The sequence below is a fragment of the Rhodobacteraceae bacterium IMCC1335 genome (genome assembly GCA_039640495.1).
Lineage (GTDB): Bacteria > Pseudomonadota > Alphaproteobacteria > Rhodobacterales > Rhodobacteraceae > Thalassovivens.
In genome coordinates this window covers 3434525-3451420 of record CP046864.1, presented here as the reverse complement: position 1 = coordinate 3451420, position 16896 = coordinate 3434525, and the positions used below count along the sequence as shown (strand labels likewise).

Genomic DNA, 16896 nt, shown 5'->3' with positions numbered 1-16896 from the left:
CGCGTGGTGGAGCACATAAACCATTTAAGCCGCAAACTTCCTGTTTGGCTTATTTATATTATTGGGGTGGCGCCTGGTGTGTATTTTATTATGCTCGGTATTCGCAATGAGCTGGGTCCAGAGCCGATTGCCAAATTGGAACATTTGCTGGGCGAATTTGCGTTGCAAATGTTGATTCTGGGGCTGGCGATCACACCGCTGCGCCGTGTCTTGCGGATCAATCTGTTTAAGTTCCGGCGGGCAATTGGACTGATTGCGTTTGGCTACGTGCTCCTGCATGTCCTGACATGGGCCCTGCTCGATATCGGGGATCTAAACCGGATTTGGGCAGATATAATGAAACGCCCTTACATAACGATTGGAATGCTGGCGCTGTTGGGGCTGATTCCTTTGGCGCTCACGTCGAACAATTTTGCGCAACGCCGGCTGGGTGCACGATGGCGTCAATTGCATCGGTTGACCTATGGCATCTGTATCTTAGGCGGGCTGCATTTTGTGATGCTGCGCAAAGGTTTCCAAATCGAACCGCTTCTCTATTTGGGATCGATTCTGTTTTTATTATTGGCGCGGGTTGATATTAGAAAATGGCGGATTTTTGCAGCGGATAGAAAGTCCAAAGCGCCAATGCCCTAAAAATTGGTGGCGGGCCTGCAAGGCAGCGAACTCTCCCCAAACACTGTGTTTCATGAGAAATTGCGCTTTGTGGGCTCGTCTTGGATGAAGAAATTTCCCTGAAAGTAAAAAAAGATAAAAATAGTTATCGAAAGGGGGTTGCGGATGTTATCTGTTGCTTTTAAAAGCGCCTTCACCGAGGGTGCTACGGCGTTTAAGGTGGCCTTGCTGGGTTGAAGATTTGGCGGGGGCGTAGAGAATTCTGAGGATATATTGGGCGGGTTGCGCGATTTGAGAGGATGGCGTGATCTGTTGATTTGTCTTCGACGTTATTTGACATTGATAGAAAACTGAAGAGATATGTGGGCAGTTTGGTTCATTTCGATGGATCTGCCTATCATATCGCGCCACTAGGGTTTTTGATCCGATGATGTGGTGTCAGCTTCACTGTTTGTCGGCTTTCGGTATCTTTTGATACCTTGAGCACAGATAAACAGAAGATGAATAATTTGAACAATTATTCGATGTGCATAGGTTCGAACGTCAAGGATAAGCTGGTAACAGCTTTTCAACTTGAGAGTTTGATCCTGGCTCAGAACGAACGCTGGCGGCAGGCCTAACACATGCAAGTCGAGCGCGCCTTCGGGTGAGCGGCGGACGGGTTAGTAACGCGTGGGAACGTACCCTTCTCTACGGAATAGCCTTTGGAAACGAAGAGTAATACCGTATACGCCCTTTGGGGGAAAGATTTATCGGAGAAGGATCGGCCCGCGTTAGATTAGATAGTTGGTGGGGTAACGGCCTACCAAGTCTACGATCTATAGCTGGTTTTAGAGGATGATCAGCAACACTGGGACTGAGACACGGCCCAGACTCCTACGGGAGGCAGCAGTGGGGAATCTTAGACAATGGGCGCAAGCCTGATCTAGCCATGCCGCGTGAGTGATGAAGGCCTTAGGGTCGTAAAGCTCTTTCGCCTGTGATGATAATGACAGTAGCAGGTAAAGAAACCCCGGCTAACTCCGTGCCAGCAGCCGCGGTAATACGGAGGGGGTTAGCGTTGTTCGGAATTACTGGGCGTAAAGCGCACGTAGGCGGATTGGAAAGTTGGGGGTGAAATCCCGGGGCTCAACCCCGGAACTGCCTCCAAAACTATCAGTCTAGAGTTCGAGAGAGGTGAGTGGAATTCCAAGTGTAGAGGTGAAATTCGTAGATATTTGGAGGAACACCAGTGGCGAAGGCGGCTCACTGGCTCGATACTGACGCTGAGGTGCGAAAGTGTGGGGAGCAAACAGGATTAGATACCCTGGTAGTCCACACCGTAAACGATGAATGCCAGTCGTCGGGCAGTATACTGTTCGGTGACACACCTAACGGATTAAGCATTCCGCCTGGGGAGTACGGTCGCAAGATTAAAACTCAAAGGAATTGACGGGGGCCCGCACAAGCGGTGGAGCATGTGGTTTAATTCGAAGCAACGCGCAGAACCTTACCAACCCTTGACATACTCGTCGTCGCTCCAGAGATGGAGCTTTCAGTTCGGCTGGACGAGATACAGGTGCTGCATGGCTGTCGTCAGCTCGTGTCGTGAGATGTTCGGTTAAGTCCGGCAACGAGCGCAACCCACATCCCTAGTTGCCAGCAGTTCGGCTGGGCACTCTATGGAAACTGCCCGTGATAAGCGGGAGGAAGGTGTGGATGACGTCAAGTCCTCATGGCCCTTACGGGTTGGGCTACACACGTGCTACAATGGCAGTGACAATGGGTTAATCCCAAAAAGCTGTCTCAGTTCGGATTGGGGTCTGCAACTCGACCCCATGAAGTCGGAATCGCTAGTAATCGCGTAACAGCATGACGCGGTGAATACGTTCCCGGGCCTTGTACACACCGCCCGTCACACCATGGGAGTTGGTTCTACCCGACGACGCTGCGCTAACCTTCGGGGGGCAGGCGGCCACGGTAGGATCAGCGACTGGGGTGAAGTCGTAACAAGGTAGCCCTAGGGGAACCTGGGGCTGGATCACCTCCTTTCTAAGGATGTTTCTAGCAACTTAAGCTTGCTTTTGTTCGTGAAACACTTAGCAGATTGGCAAACAAAGCCGATCATATATCGAACCGGACTGTCCTCATATCTCTTCAGCATACATCAGACCTACCGGTCTGTACTGGGTCGGTAGCTCAGGTGGTTAGAGCGCACGCCTGATAAGCGTGAGGTCGGAGGTTCAAGTCCTCCTCGACCCACCATTAACGCGTCTATTTTAGGATATGGCGTGTAGGGGGCCTTAGCTCAGATGGGAGAGCGCCTGATTTGCATTCAGGAGGTCAGCGGTTCGATCCCGCTAGGCTCCACCATATACCAAGTTTTGATCAGATCGCGAAGCACAATGGTTTGTGTTTCGCCGTCCGATTGGACGCATTGACATCGTTTAGAGAGATACAAATATCAACATTGTTTGATCGCCCGAAGTAGCGGGATGATCTCAATTTGGTGAAGCAAGTTTAGGCTTGTGGAGAGCTTTTGGATCCACCCTTTTCCTCGGGTGCCTTTAAGTATGCTGGGTTGAAACGAACATGTTGTCCAAGTCAAGTACACTAACCCGAGCAGCAGTAATGTTGCTCAACAGTTCAAACACACCGACATGTGTTTGAGCGGGAAAGTATGACTTTTGACCGGAAGATGAGATGCCTGGTGAACCAGCTTGGCATCATTCAGGCGCAAGTCTGACTTTTTCTGGATCAAATCAAGCGCGAAAAGGGCGTTTGGTGGATGCCTTGGCAGTAAGAGGCGATGAAAGACGTGATACTCTGCGATAAGCCATGGGGAGCTGAGAATAAGCTTTGATCCATGGATTTCTGAATGGGGCAACCCACCTGAATGTTTGTTATTGTTACCCTTTGGGTGTCAATAATGAGCATAAACAGGTACTTATTACCTGAATACATAGGGTTTTAAGAGCAAACCCGGGGAACTGAAACATCTAAGTACCCGGAGGAAAGGAAATCAATTAGAGACTCTGTTAGTAGCGGCGAGCGAACGCGGACCAGCCAAGCCTGATAAGTGACCAGAATGACCTGGAAAGGTCAGCCATAGTGGGTGACAGCCCCGTATGGGAAGCTTTGAAGGATGTATTAAGTAGGGCGGGACACGTGAAATCCTGTTTGAAGATCGGGGGACCACCCCCGAAGGCTAAGTACTCCTTACTGACCGATAGCGAACCAGTACCGTGAGGGAAAGGTGAAAAGCACCCCGACGAGGGGAGTGAAACAGTACCTGAAACCGAACGCCTACAATCAGTTGGAGCATCCTTGCGATGTGACAGCGTACCTTTTGTATAATGGGTCATCGACTTGGTCTATCTAGCAAGCTTAAGCCGTTAGGTGTAGGCGCAGCGAAAGCGAGTCTTAATAGGGCGGATGAGTTAGATGGATCAGACCCGAAACCGAGTGATCTAGGCATGGCCAGGTTGAAGATACGGTAACACGTATTGGAGGACCGAACCCACATCCGTTGAAAAGGATCGGGATGAGCTGTGCCTAGGGGTGAAAGGCCAATCAAACTCGGAGATAGCTGGTTCTCCGCGAAATCTATTTAGGTAGAGCGTCATCCGAATACCCCGGGGGGTAGAGCACTGGATGGGTAATGGGGCCCCACAGGCTTACTGATCCTAACCAAACTCCGAATACCCGGGAGTACTAGATGGCAGACACACGGCGGATGCTAACGTCCGTCGTGGAGAGGGAAACAACCCTGACCGACAGTTAAGGCCCCCAATTCATGGCTAAGTGGGAAAGCAGGTGGGACGACCAAAACAACCAGGAGGTTGGCTTAGAAGCAGCCATCCTTTAAAGATAGCGTAACAGCTCACTGGTCTAAATAAGTTGTCCTGCGGCGAAGATGTAACGGGGCTCAAGCCATGAGCCGAAACTTCGGATGCATTTAATGCATGGTAGCGGAGCGTAGTGTGACATAGTTTCCTGTCTCTTTTGATCCTTTTTGGGTCATGGGAGACGCGAAGCTTTCTGTGAAGCCGGGCTGTAAGGCATCCGGTGGAGAGATCACTAGTGAGAATGATGACATGAGTAGCGACAAAGAGTGTGAGAGACACTCTCGCCGAAAGTCCAAGGGTTCCTGCTTAAAGCTAATCTGAGCAGGGTAAGCCGACCCCTAAGTCGAGGCCGAAGGGCGTAGACGATGGGAACCAGGTTAATATTCCTGGGCCAGGAGATGGTGACGGATTGTGAAGGTTGTTCCTCCTTATTGGATTGGAGGGGCCGCTGATCAGTCCCTGGAAATAGCCCTCCATAAGATCGTACCCTAAACCGACACAGGTGGACTGGTAGAGAATACCAAGGCGCTTGAGAGAACTACATTGAAGGAACTCGGCAAAATACCTCCGTAAGTTCGCGAGAAGGAGGCCCAGTTTCTACGCAAGTATTGGCTGGGGGCACAAACCAGGGGGTGGCGACTGTTTACTAAAAACACAGGGCTCTGCGAAGTCGCAAGACGACGTATAGGGTCTGACGCCTGCCCGGTGCCTGAAGGTTAAAAGGAGGGGTGAGAGCTCCGAATTGAAGCCCAGGTAAACGGCGGCCGTAACTATAACGGTCCTAAGGTAGCGAAATTCCTTGTCGGGTAAGTTCCGACCTGCACGAATGGCGTAACGACTTCCCCGCTGTCTCCAATGTAGACTCAGCGAAATTGAATTGCCTGTCAAGATGCAGGCTTCCCGCGGTTAGACGGAAAGACCCCGTGCACCTTTACTACAGCTTCGCACTGGCATCAGAATTGTGATGTGCAGGATAGGTGGTGGGCTTTGAAACCGGAACGCCAGTTTCGGTGGAGCCTCCCTTGAGATACCACCCTTCGCACTTTTGATGTCTAACCGCGGTCCGTTATCCGGATCCGGGACCCTGCGTGGCGGGTAGTTTGACTGGGGCGGTCGCCTCCTAAAGAGTAACGGAGGCGCGCGAAGGTTGGCTCAGAGCGGTCGGAAATCGCTCGTTGAGTGCAATGGCAGAAGCCAGCCTGACTGCGAGACTGACAAGTCGAGCAGAGTCGAAAGACGGCCATAGTGATCCGGTGGTCCCGAGTGGAAGGGCCATCGCTCAACGGATAAAAGGTACGCCGGGGATAACAGGCTGATACTGCCCAAGAGTCCATATCGACGGCAGTGTTTGGCACCTCGATGTCGGCTCATCTCATCCTGGGGCTGGAGCAGGTCCCAAGGGTACGGCTGTTCGCCGTTTAAAGAGGTACGTGAGCTGGGTTTAGAACGTCGTGAGACAGTTCGGTCCCTATCTGCCGTGGGTGTAGGATACTTGAGAGGAGTTGCCCCTAGTACGAGAGGACCGGGGTGAACGATCCACTGGTGGACCTGTTGTTGCGCCAGCAGCAGTGCAGGGTAGCTATGATCGGACAGGATAACCGCTGAAGGCATCTAAGCGGGAAGCCCCCCTCAAAACAAGGTATCCCTGAGAGCCGTGGAAGACCACCACGTCGATAGGCCGGAGATGTAAGCGCAGTAATGCGTTCAGTTGACCGGTACTAATGGCTCGATAGGCTTGATTTGATCCAGTAATAGTCAGATATTACTCACATCAAAAAGCATACACATATATATGCTTGACTTGGATTTGGTATTTTCTCGGTTTGGTGGCCATAGCACGAGCAAAACACCCGGCTCCATTCCGAACCCGGCCGTTAAGTGCCGTTGCGCTGATGGTACTGCGTCTTAAGACGTGGGAGAGTAAGTCACCGCCAAACCTAGAAAATACCAAATCCGCGTATCTCTCAAAACGATCACAATACATATCCCAAACTATATCGCTCAAAGCCCTTTTCCAACGCGTAAGATAAATCTGCATGCGCGATTGCTAGAACAGGCGTCTTAAATCGAAGGCATCATCGCAATAAACAAGCATCGCCTCGCAGACAGATCCCCAGCGCAAACCCACAAAAAACATCCCTCTAAAACAAACAAAACACGCCCGGATGCGGACATCTGTCGCGATCCCGCGCCAAAAGCCCTCACATCGGTAAAAATCAAATACCAAAACACATGCCTCATCTTGCCAGCGCAACGCATCACGGCGCCGAATTGAACCCAAACAGCCTTCGATCATTGACAGCTTATATATATCGTCAAAAAATGCACGATGCACGATGCACGATGCACGATGCACGATGCACGATGCAGGAGGCCAGCGATCAAATAAATAGCTCTTATCAAAGCCCTAGAGCCAATAAATCAAAACAGAAAGTCTCTGGAAAAAGTTAAGACAAAAGCCACACCGGCACACTGATAAGGCAGTCGTTGATGAATTGAAAACCAGCGCATCCCTTTTTCACATTTAATCAGAAGTGCGTTTGAGCTGGGCCGAAAACTCAATTTCCAAGTGGCGCAGCTCCGCAATTATGGATTCAAGATCCTCTGGGTTTTTCACATACAGCTCAATATTTGCACTGTCATGCACCAATCCGGTCCACGCTTGATCTGCCGCGTCGTTTAACGCCAGGGCCTTAAAAGTTGAAACTGGTTTGGAAAAGCCCTTGACCTTTAAGTCGTCGAAGAACGCGGTTTTCACGCGGTCGTTTAACAATGAAGCTGTGTCTTTGGACAGCAAGACTTCTCCGGGTGGGCAAAGGCTTTCCAACCGTGCCGCCATGTTCACCGGACTGCCAAGCACCGTGTAATCCAAGCGCTGGCTTGACCCAAAATTACCGACCGTACAATAGCCGGTGGCAATTCCCATTCGGACCTTAAGCCCATGCGAAATACCTTTTTTGGACTTCCAGATTCTGCTGATTTGCGAGATTTTTTGTTGCATCTCTAACGCCATCTTCACGCAGCGAAACGCGTCCATTTCTTCTCCGGCGCTGTCCGGGTCTCCAAAGAAAACCATAACAGCATCGCCGATGAATTTATCGATCGTTCCCCCATTGGCAATCGCGATCTCGGTCATATCCGACAGATAATTGTTAATAATATTTGCAAGCTTTTCGGGCTCTAATGTGTCAGAAATATCAGTAAAACTGACGATATCTGAAAAGAAAACCGTCAGATTTTTTCGCTTATAGCTTTCACCCTCTCGCATCCGATCGGAAAAAATCGTTTCATAAACCTGTGGCGATAAATATTTTGCCAAACGATTGGCAATTGATTCCAACTTCTCGCTTTTTTCTTCAAGTCGCTGATTGGCCGTTTCGTTTTCGGCTAAGAGCGTTTGATTTTGTTCGTGAAGCCGGTACTCTTCCGTTCGATCAATCAGTTGGCCTTGCACGCCATTTAAATAACTGAATGTGCCATTTTTGGTGTAGGTGGCAAGAAAAGAGAATGTTTTAAAGGCATCAGCAGTTTTAATCTTCAATTGCGGGATGAGAACTTTTTTGTCGCGCTGCAAACTGTTCGAAAATTCTTCAATTTGATCATCGGAAACCCCAAGCCGGCCAAGAAGGGCAAGGATATTGAACCCTTCGATATTTTTAATGTTGGGAAATAATGCTTTGAAATTCTTATTTGCCTTTATAATATTCAGTTCCGCATCGGCGAAATAAGCGGCGGTTATTGCATTTTCGAAATTAAAAAAGCTGACATTTAAGATAGAGTCTTTCTTGAACATCTCTTCAAGCGTGGCTGACATTCCTGCGTCCCTAAACAGTAAAAAACGATCTTTTCTGCCGTTGAAACTGGCATAAACTTGACAGGAGGCAAACGAAAATCTCATGTTTGAGATTATTATTTGTTAAAAAGAATAGTAAAAACCCTCATTTTGTGAAAACCTGCCGTTATAAAGCCCATGCGGAAAAAAGTTGGACTTGGCGTAGATAAATAAATATTAATATAAAACAGAGAATTGGAGCTGCATTGTGTTAATAAAACTTCACGGCACGCGGGGATCTATCCCGCAACCAGCTGATACGTCCAAATACGGCGGTAACACGTCATGTTGCGAAGTGTTGACCGATGATATGCAAATTATTCTTGATACGGGAACTGGTTTTCAAAACGTTCAATTAGATACAAAACGAACATCGATTATCCTGTATAGCCACTTTCACCACGATCATATTCAAGGTCTGCCATTTAATGGAAGCGTGTTTGCGCATCAGGAAGATATTTTTCTGTCCAGTGCTCTGGTCAATAGAAGCGTTCTTAGAAACCTCATTCAAACATATTTTTCGGGCGGATATTTTCCTGTTGATATCGTGACCATCCTCAAACAACTGAAATTTTCGAACATAAGCACCATACAAAAAATGCTTGCGCCAAACTTAGGCTTGGAGGTGTTTGAATTGAACCATCCCGGCGGCAGTATGGGATATTCGCTGCAAACCAGTCGAGGGAAATTTACTTATTTGCTGGATAATGAATATCTCGAAGAACAATTGCCTTTTTTATTAAAATTTGTTGAGGGTTCTGATTTTGTACTCTGGGATGGCATGTTCACGGATCACGAATTGGAAAATGGGCGCAAAGGATGGGGGCATTCCTCGATCGAGCAGGCCTGCAGTTTTGCAGAGTTGGCGGAGATTAAAAAATTGGCCATTAGCCATCACAGTCCCGCTCGAACGGACCAAGAGCTTGACATGCTCTCCGAAACTCTGACATCGGATAAAGTATCTTTTGCAATTCAAAATACCGAGGTCACGATCTGAATGAAGCGTTTGAAAATGGAAATTGGAAAGCATGTCTTTCGTAAAGGTGATGCTGCCAATGGTGTGTATTTGGTTTTGTCGGGATCGGTTGGAATTTTCTTGCCCAGCAATGGCACCAAGGATCCTGATTTTCTGGTAAGAGATAATGAATTATTCGGTGAAATGGGTGTTGTCAGCGATCAATCACGTATGGCAACGGCCCTGACCGTAACAGAATGCGATTTGCTTTTCGTATCACGGGATGAATTTGATAAAATGGTGGATGACTCGCATATCGTGGTGAAGGGCATATTACGTATCCTTGCGGAACGATTGCGGATGGCGCAGACCGCAAAGAAATAAGCCGCCTTGCCGTTTTAAATCGCATTAGTTTTCAGTGTTGCACCCTAATCGGTTTCATTACAGCGTTATCTTCGCGGGTATGTGAGCGGTTGAAATCGTTGCAGTTTGGCCAAAAAATGGGCAGCAGGTCGCCTTTATTGGCTGCGCAATGCGTATAGCTACGTAGACTTTTTGTGTTGTCGACCTATTTCCTCTCAAAACGTAGCAAGATCATACTGGATTTAAGGGGTGAGATAGCCCACTGGTACATCACGAGGGGTGGAAATGAGCACGATCAATGCAATAGCGGCGGGCGCATATGCGCAACAACAAGCTTCTCAAGAAAGCCAAGCGCGCATCCAAGACGCTCGCGTTGCAAACACGATTGTTGAAAAGTCTGAGAGTTTAAAACAAGAATCCAGCGTGCTGGTTGAAATAAGCCGCGCCGCGCGCGTATTGGCACAACAAAAACTTGCCGATGCGCGTCAAGGCGATTCTCAGCAAGACGCCGACCTGCAAGACGCCGTTGTCGAGCGGAAGCCAGAGCGGTCACCGCTTTAGCCCTTTCAATGGATGATGCCCCTTTAAGCTTGCGCGCCAGTGGCGCATGTTGCGGGCAAATTCGCGCCCACCGCAGTTAAGCCAGCAGGATCGCCTCTGTCCGTCTCTCATTGAGAAATGCCTAAACAGCGCGGATCAAACGCCGTATAAGTTGCGAGGCTACAAAAGGTGCACTCATGATCATTGGATATTCTAGAATTGCTTTATTTCAATCGCAATTGGAGGCGGAAGAACAGGTTGCGATGCTCTTAAATTACGGGTGTTTAGAAGAGCACATCTATCAAGAACAAACCGCAGCTCAGGATCTGCGCGGGCAATTGCGCCTTGCACTGAATGCTTTGCGCAAGGGGGATAAGTTGGTGCTGTGCAAACTCTCTGCGCTTGGCTCCACTCTGGGAGAGTTGAGCGCAGCGTTTTTAGAGATTGATCGAAAATCAGCGGATTTGGTTATTCTGGATATTGGCGGGTTGCGGATGGACAGCGGCCAAAAAACTGGCCAAGCGATGTTTAAATCACTTCGCGAACTGGCGGATTTGCCGCATGAAGTGCAGCGCGAAAAAAAATTTGAAGCGGTAAAAGCGCAGCGTGATGTGCTTTAAATACCTAAGTTAATTTCCCGAATTTGTTATTTTATCGCCTTTACGCTTTTCAGAATAGCGAAACCCAATCACTTCACATTGGCGAATACTGTTAAGCTGATCAAGTTGGGTATTGACCACCGCCGTCCATGTTTCGGTGCCAAATTTTTCCATCATTTTTCCGTCAATTGTTTGCATCAACTTTGAGCATTCACCGGTACTGCCTGCCCCTAGCGGCCCATTTGAACCTATGCAAGACAATTCGGTATTGCCCAGCAATTGCCCGTCGCTATTGAAAAACAATGCGGAAACTGCGGAGACATCCCGCCCAGTGCGGTTGGTTGTTTGCAGGGTTAAATTGTACAGTGCAACGGGGCCAAATTTATCATGGCCGAATTTCAACATAATGCTACAGGGGCGCTGTTCACCGGCATGCAGCACAGGTGCCATCATTAAAATCAGACCAGTCAGAAATATCCGCATCATAGCCGGGGTTCCTTACTTAAATTGCTTGGACTAGTTTAGCCTCAAAATTCTATAAGAACAGTCTTCATTACAAGACTGGGATGCGATCGTTTTTGCAGGCCAGCGCAGGGCTCTGATTGAGCGCTGAGGATCATTTATCCGCGGTCAAGCTAAGCTGCCTTTCATTGCGCATGCATTTATGCTAAACTTATCCGAACAATGAGGTGGTAGAGTGGCCAAAGAACATAGCACACGGTTTCGCGATATTGCGTTTAGCAATGGAACGCCAAAGAAAGCCTTTTTGACGGCCTGCGTTGTGGGTACGATCTTAACCGCGATCAATCATGGCGATGTCATAGTAGCGGGTCAATTTCCACCACTCCTTAAGGTTTTCCTAACCTATTGCGTGCCGTTCTGTGTGACCACTTGGGGTTCTTATTTAGGCAAAAAGAGCCAAATTTTGAAGCAGAAAGACGTCGCTTTGCTTTGCGGCGATCTCTGAGCTTTATTGCAGGCTCACCTCTCTTTGTGGATCAAATGTCTGCCAAAATTTCTTGCGCATCTGCAGAATATTCAATTGCGATGCGCTTAAACTATAGGGATTCTCGTCAAACTGCTTTTCAAGGCGCGCACCGTCCCAAAGTATATTGATCAGTGTCTTATCGCTATCCGACATTTGCTTTGCTCCACTTGATTCAAAGTGAAATACGGCCAGCACCCTTCAGTGTTTAGTAAAAATCTGCAGGCAGGCAGCGACAACGCAGGTGCAACCGTAAACGGCCGACATTTTAAAGGGCAGAATAAAAAAAAGCTGAGCCCAAAGGCTCAGCCAGTCTACAAATCTTGTTAGGGAGAACAAAGATTTAAAACAAATACGCTGCAAGGTTGGATTTGGATCAGAAACCTTTGAGAATTTTCATATTTTTACAGGATTTTTTTAAAATAGCGGCGTTAAATAGGTCTCTAATTTGGGCAATATGTAAGCGACAACACGATTACGGCCATTTCAGTATCTGATGGTGGGGTGAAGTTTTTGAAAAAGCACGGGCTTTTCAAACATTTCGTAGGTTTTGGATTAACAGAATGACCGTAAGGCTACTCACTCATTGCGCAGATGGCAACGCCAGCGCCTATCCTCGCTGTAGAATTGGCAAACAAAGCCGCTCAAACCGATTTTAAAACGCGGGCAAAGCCTGTTTGCTTCAAGATTGTGCTGTAAGAAGTTTTTGCGGCCTCGTGCCTTATGCGTATGGCGCATAAATCAAGCCTGTTTTGACAGCGCGCAGGCGCAAGATGCTTTCACGATATGATCAGCGCGGGCCTGCGCTAAGTCCAAATTGGCTTTCACATGTTTAATTTCAACAGTTTCATCACGCGCGTTCAGGCAGTCATAAAGCCCTTTCAGGCTCCAAATATTGTTCGGGTGAATACTGGCGCGGCTTAGCCCCGTCGACAATCCAAGATCTTCGCGATAAATCTGTTCTGCCGCGCGCAACTGGCCCTGCTCAACCAGCAAGGCCCCAAGCGCGTGCCGGGTGGGCTGCATCCATCCCCATGGCTCATCATAGGGCAGGTTATCTTCTAGGGTGATGGCGTTGCGCAGGCAGGAGAATGCATTTTCAAACTGCCCCTCGCGATAGCTTATTTCCCCTGCTAGCATAGATTTGGCGATGGCCAACAAATCGATAACCTTATTGTTATGCAAACGCCGGCTTTCTGGAACCCGCTGCGCGGCCTTCAGGAAAAGCTGTTCTTCCTGTTTCGCCGATGCCACATCTTTCAACGCAGCATGCCCAAGCGCGCGGGCGTAATGCACCAATGCGGTGAGGCTGCAATACAGGCTTTGATCTTCGGGTAATGGAAGGTCGATGGCGTCTTTCCATTTTCCAAATCGAATTAAAATATGAGGCTCCATCGAAAGATAGCTTTCGAAATAATCCGCCATTGGCGGCGTTTGCACGCGCAGCATTGCCTCAGGAGTTGTGTCCCACATCTCGCGCGCAGCTTTCACAGCCGGGGCATATTGCCCTAAAAACATCGCGCCATAGATTATGAAATGGTAGTTATGCTGGCGATATCCCGTGTAAATATTATACGCGCCTTCGCGTTCATAGTATTTCAGATCGGCGGCAACAGCGGCGCTGTTCCATCGAACAACATTTTGATAATCCCCGCAAAGCAAATCAATATGCGTTGGCATATGGATCAGGTGACCGGCATCGGGCACTAGATTGCGCAGGGCTTCTGCCGCTTTGAGCGCGCGTTCAGGAAAGGGCGACATTTCCATCAGGTGAATATACAAATGCAGCAATCCGGGATGTTGCATGGCGCCGGGCTTGGTTGCAAAAGCGCGTTCGAGCTGCTCCATAGCGTCAAGTGTATAAGCGCCCGCGGCGGGCGTTCCTGTGCTAATCTTCCACATTTTCCACGGCGTGCAATTTAAAAGAGCTTCTACATAAATGCTTAGCATATCCAGCGAATGGCTATGCGCGTTAAAGGCCAAACGCATCACCTGCGCAAAGTTGCGGTCCCATTCTGCCATATTGGCGTCGATAATGCGCTTGGGGTAACGCGCCTTGAGCGCAGCGATTAAGGCTTGCTCAAGCGGTGTTGTCTGAGCGCTGAGCTCTAGCGCGGTTTGTGTCGCGTCAAAAGCCATCTGCAAGGCTTTAGACTTGCTCGCGGCGTCGTAAAGCGCCCAGGGCATATTGTAGTTTGGCCCCGCGGCGTAAGCGATACCCCAATAGGCCATGGCGCAATTCGCATCTGCATCAATTACCCGTTGAAAACAGGCGATGGCTTCTTGATGATTATAGCCGAACAGCCAGTTTAAGCCCCGGTTGAACCAAAGCTGCGCTTGATCTGACTGAGTGCTTATCGCGCATTCATAAGTTCCTAGATCATAATAGTGCATGGTGCTTTATCCCTAATCGCGACGCGGGAAGAGAGACTATAGTTCCGATTTCTGATAAATTGAGCGCGCCAGCCATTCGGGGTTGACCGTACAGCCCCAACCGGGTGCTTCGCTGACACGGGCCTGTCCATCCTCGATTTCGAACAGGTTTTCCAAAAACAGGTTTTCTTGCCAAGGATAATAATCCGCCCCTTCGATCGAGAATTCGAGATATTTTCCGGCATTTGGGATAGCGCGCAGCAAATGCATTGTGAATAAGGTGACCAAAGAAAGGTTGGCGCAATGCGGGGTGATCGGCAATGCAGCCTTTTTGGCCATTTCAACCACCCGTAAACTGCGGCACATACCTCCCAGATAAAGAATATCTGGCTGTAGGATATCGACCGCTTTCATATCAATCATGCGCTGCCATGTTGGCAAATCGCAATCTTGTTCGCCGCCCGTTACGTCAAGTTCCAAGGCGCGGGTCACTTCTTGGGTTTGCTCAAGTTCCCAATAGGGACATGGTTCTTCGAAATGGCAAAACCCGTTCTCTTGCAGTAGATGGCCAATTTCAATCGCCCGCGCAGGCGTATAGCAGCTATTGGCATCTATCAACAAATCAACATCAGGCCCCAAAGCGCGGCGCATGGTTGGGATGATTTCTTCCGTGCGCCCGGCCCATTCATCTTGATTGCGCCCAACTTCTGAGCCGGCACGCATTTTAAAAGCATCAAAGCCCTTTTCATCGTGCAGTTTTTTGAACCGGTCTGCTTCTTGCTGAGGTGTAATATCGCGCTTCATTGATGAGGCATATGCGCGCAAAGGTCCGGCCGTTCCGCCTAAAATTTCGCAAACTGGTTTGCCTTGCTGTTTGCCGCGTAAATCCCAAATTGCTGTATCAAGCCCGCCCATGGCACGGCGTAAATAAGATCCGGGAAATTTATGCTCGCGCTCGGTGATCAGGTCGAGCAGATTGTCTAAATCGGTCTCATCATGGCCCAAAGCCCAAGGCGCAACTTGGCGGTGAAGCACCTGCGCTGAGATATCCGAGTGATAGGTTGAAAGCTGGCCCCAGCCTTGTGATCCGTCTTCAACCGTGACTCGCACGAAGCCGACGAATTCGTTGCAAAAGCTTTCTATAGCGGTAATCTTCATAAGAGCCCTTTCAATTGCCCGTGTCTTGTAAAATCAAATCCGAGGCTTTTTCACCCACCATAATCGCTGGCGCGTTTGTATTGCCGCTGGGAATGGTCGGAAAAATTGATGCATCGGCCACTCTAAGCCCTTGAATACCATGTACGCGCAGGCGCGGATCGACCACGCTTTGCTTGGGGTCTTGGCCCATCTTGCAAGTGCCACATTGATGAAACACCGTCCAACTGTCGGCTCTGGCGAATTCTAAAATTTCCTCATCGCTCTCGCAGGGCAATCCGGGAGATATTTCACGCTCGATCATCTCTTTCATCGCTGGCGTGCCTGCAATTTTACGCATTAAGCGGACCCCTTTGATCATCAAATCGCGATCATAGGCGGTGTCAAGGTAATTTCCCCGCAATAATGGCGCCGAATAAGGATCGGGTGAGGCCAGCGTCACAGAACCAAGGCTTGTTGGTTTGCAAGGATTGAAGCCCAAATTAAAACCGGCAAAGGGATCGGGGCGCATCAGGGGGCGTGTGCCTGCGGGGGCCCGCGTGTAGCTTAAAGGAGAAAAATACAGTTGCAAATCCGGCGGTGCTGACGCGCCCTCACTATGCGTAAAACCCCCGCCTTGGTTGAGGCTAAGTGATAAAGGTCCTTCGCGGAACAAGAGATATTGCAGTCCAACCATCAATTTTTTAGGCCAAGGGCCCAGCGTTTGGTTTAAGCTTGGACGTGAGGCTTTGAAAGTGAGATCCATTCCCAAATGGTCACTCAAATTTTGACCAACCTGCGGCGAATCCGAGCGAACCTCGATGTTTTGGGCACGCAAAAGTGCAGCTGGCCCAATCCCCGAAAGCTGCAAAAGATGCGGTGTGTTGATAGCGCCCGCGGCCAGGATCACTTCGGCGGCACAATGCGCTGCTTTTGTTTCGCCGCGGTGATGATAATGCACCCCCGACGCCCGCGTGCCTTCAAAACATAATTTTTGGACATAAGCACCGGTTTCCACGACAAGGTTTTTACGCTTCAGCGCTGGTCGCAAATAGGCTTGCGCGCTTGACGCCCGCCGACCCTGGTTGGTGGTTATTTGATATAAAGTCGCCCCCTCCATGGTTTGAGCGTTATAATCTGGATTTAGGCCAATACCGGCCTGATCCGCTGCCTTTAGATAGGCTTTTGTTAAAGGATGCACCTTCGTTGACACATCTGTTATACTTAAGGGGCCGTTTGTGCCGCGCAAAGGGTCTTGCGCGGCTTCATAGCGCTCCATTCGCTTGAATACGGGCGCAACATCGCTCCAACTCCAACCTGGTGCAACCTGACCCCATTCATTGAAATCATTGGGATGGCCGCGCACATATACCATCGCATTGATCGAACTGGATCCGCCCAACACTTTGCCCCTTGGCCAATAGATGCTGCGGTTATTGAGATGGGGTTCGGGCGCGGTTGTGTATTTCCAATTGACCCTTTGATCATAAAAGACTTTGCCATAGCCAATTGGCACTTTGATCCAAAAGCGATTATCGCTCGGCCCAGCCTCTAATAAAAGCACTTTATGCTTGCCACTTTTGCTCAGCTTATTTGCCAGAACACAGCCCGCAGATCCAGCTCCAATAATTATAAAGTCAAACTGTTTCACTTTGGCCTCACAGGATGTGGCGGGT

At 49.2% G+C, this 16896-nt stretch carries 12 protein-coding genes, 2 tRNA genes and 3 rRNA genes; 11 read left to right on the top strand and 6 right to left on the bottom strand.

What is annotated here, in order from left to right; genetic code table 11:
• Nucleotides 1–3 precede the first annotated feature (3 nt).
• From msrQ to rrf, 6 genes are all read left to right on the top strand, one after another.
• Entirely contained in the window at nt 4–633 is a 630-nt protein-coding gene (msrQ, locus tag GN241_16830) for a protein-methionine-sulfoxide reductase heme-binding subunit MsrQ (GenBank protein ID XAT58878.1), read from the top strand.
• A 547-nt stretch (nt 634–1180) separates the two neighbouring features.
• Nucleotides 1181–2647: ribosomal RNA gene (locus GN241_16825) — 16S ribosomal RNA — on the top strand.
• A 132-nt stretch (nt 2648–2779) separates the two neighbouring features.
• Nucleotides 2780–2856 (top strand) — tRNA-Ile (locus GN241_16820).
• A 32-nt stretch (nt 2857–2888) separates the two neighbouring features.
• A tRNA-Ala gene (locus tag GN241_16815) sits at nt 2889–2964 on the top strand.
• A 382-nt stretch (nt 2965–3346) separates the two neighbouring features.
• A 23S ribosomal RNA gene (locus GN241_16810) occupies nt 3347–6188 on the top strand.
• A 73-nt stretch (nt 6189–6261) separates the two neighbouring features.
• Nucleotides 6262–6376 (top strand): 5S ribosomal RNA (gene rrf / locus GN241_16805).
• Together the 16S, 23S and 5S rRNA genes with 2 tRNA genes alongside form the textbook arrangement of a ribosomal RNA operon.
• A 587-nt stretch (nt 6377–6963) precedes the next feature.
• Here rrf and GN241_16800 read toward each other — a convergent pair.
• A complete protein-coding gene (locus tag GN241_16800) occupies nt 6964–8253 on the bottom strand; it encodes an adenylate/guanylate cyclase domain-containing protein (GenBank protein ID XAT58877.1) in 1290 nt (429 codons plus the stop codon).
• A 226-nt stretch (nt 8254–8479) separates the two neighbouring features.
• On the opposite strand from GN241_16800, the gene GN241_16795 reads away from it, so the two are divergent.
• From GN241_16795 to GN241_16780, 4 genes are all read left to right on the top strand, one after another.
• Nucleotides 8480–9268, top strand: a complete 789-nt coding sequence (locus GN241_16795) for a hypothetical protein (protein ID XAT58876.1) — start codon at nt 8480–8482, stop codon at nt 9266–9268.
• On the top strand, nt 9269–9610 hold the full coding sequence (locus tag GN241_16790) for a cyclic nucleotide-binding domain-containing protein (GenBank protein ID XAT58875.1): 342 nt from the start codon (nt 9269–9271) through the stop codon (nt 9608–9610).
• A 264-nt stretch (nt 9611–9874) separates the two neighbouring features.
• Nucleotides 9875–10150 carry a hypothetical protein gene (locus GN241_16785; protein ID XAT58874.1) on the top strand — a complete coding sequence of 92 codons (276 nt, stop codon included), beginning with the start codon at nt 9875–9877 and terminating at the stop codon, nt 10148–10150.
• Nucleotides 10151–10326: 176 nt separating this feature from the next.
• On the top strand, nt 10327–10749 hold the full coding sequence (locus GN241_16780) for a hypothetical protein (GenBank protein ID XAT58873.1): 423 nt from the start codon (nt 10327–10329) through the stop codon (nt 10747–10749).
• Nucleotides 10750–10758: 9 nt separating this feature from the next.
• Here the strand turns inward: GN241_16780 and GN241_16775 are convergent, their stop codons facing one another.
• Nucleotides 10759–11214, bottom strand: coding sequence for a hypothetical protein (locus GN241_16775; protein ID XAT58872.1), 456 nt, complete (start codon nt 11212–11214; stop codon nt 10759–10761).
• Nucleotides 11215–11425: 211 nt separating this feature from the next.
• Between GN241_16775 and GN241_16770 the strand changes: the two genes are divergently transcribed.
• Nucleotides 11426–11695, top strand: a complete 270-nt coding sequence (locus GN241_16770; GenBank protein ID XAT58871.1) for a hypothetical protein — start codon at nt 11426–11428, stop codon at nt 11693–11695.
• 3 nt (nt 11696–11698) lie between these two features.
• On the opposite strand, the gene GN241_16765 is transcribed toward GN241_16770, so the two are convergent.
• The 4 genes from GN241_16765 to GN241_16750 form a co-directional block, all read right to left on the bottom strand.
• Nucleotides 11699–11869, bottom strand: coding sequence for a hypothetical protein (locus GN241_16765; protein XAT58870.1), 171 nt, complete (start codon nt 11867–11869; stop codon nt 11699–11701).
• 585 nt (nt 11870–12454) lie between these two features.
• Nucleotides 12455–14107 carry a hypothetical protein gene (locus tag GN241_16760; GenBank protein ID XAT58869.1) on the bottom strand — a complete coding sequence of 551 codons (1653 nt, stop codon included), beginning with the start codon at nt 14105–14107 and terminating at the stop codon, nt 12455–12457.
• 36 nt (nt 14108–14143) lie between these two features.
• Nucleotides 14144–15244, bottom strand: coding sequence for a mandelate racemase/muconate lactonizing enzyme family protein (locus tag GN241_16755; GenBank protein ID XAT58868.1), 1101 nt, complete (start codon nt 15242–15244; stop codon nt 14144–14146).
• Nucleotides 15245–15254: 10 nt separating this feature from the next.
• Nucleotides 15255–16871: a choline dehydrogenase gene (locus GN241_16750; GenBank protein ID XAT58867.1), complete on the bottom strand. Its 1617-nt coding sequence runs from the start codon at nt 16869–16871 to the stop codon at nt 15255–15257.
• Between the last annotated feature and the right edge of the window lie 25 nt (nt 16872–16896).

What these genes read in the sequence shown, in the direction of transcription:
- GN241_16800 (XAT58877.1), bottom strand. Translation starts at nt 8,253, where the DNA reads ATGTCAGCCACGCTTGAAGAGATGTTCAAGAAAGACTCTATCTTAAAT.
- GN241_16790 (XAT58875.1), top strand. Translation starts at nt 9,269, where the DNA reads ATGAAGCGTTTGAAAATGGAAATTGGAAAGCATGTCTTTCGTAAAGGT.
- GN241_16785 (XAT58874.1), top strand. Translation starts at nt 9,875, where the DNA reads ATGAGCACGATCAATGCAATAGCGGCGGGCGCATATGCGCAACAACAA.
- GN241_16780 (XAT58873.1), top strand. Translation starts at nt 10,327, where the DNA reads ATGATCATTGGATATTCTAGAATTGCTTTATTTCAATCGCAATTGGAG.
- GN241_16775 (XAT58872.1), bottom strand. Translation starts at nt 11,214, where the DNA reads ATGATGCGGATATTTCTGACTGGTCTGATTTTAATGATGGCACCTGTG.
- GN241_16765 (XAT58870.1), bottom strand. Translation starts at nt 11,869, where the DNA reads ATGTCGGATAGCGATAAGACACTGATCAATATACTTTGGGACGGTGCG.
- GN241_16760 (XAT58869.1), bottom strand. Translation starts at nt 14,107, where the DNA reads ATGCACTATTATGATCTAGGAACTTATGAATGCGCGATAAGCACTCAG.
- GN241_16755 (XAT58868.1), bottom strand. Translation starts at nt 15,244, where the DNA reads ATGAAGATTACCGCTATAGAAAGCTTTTGCAACGAATTCGTCGGCTTC.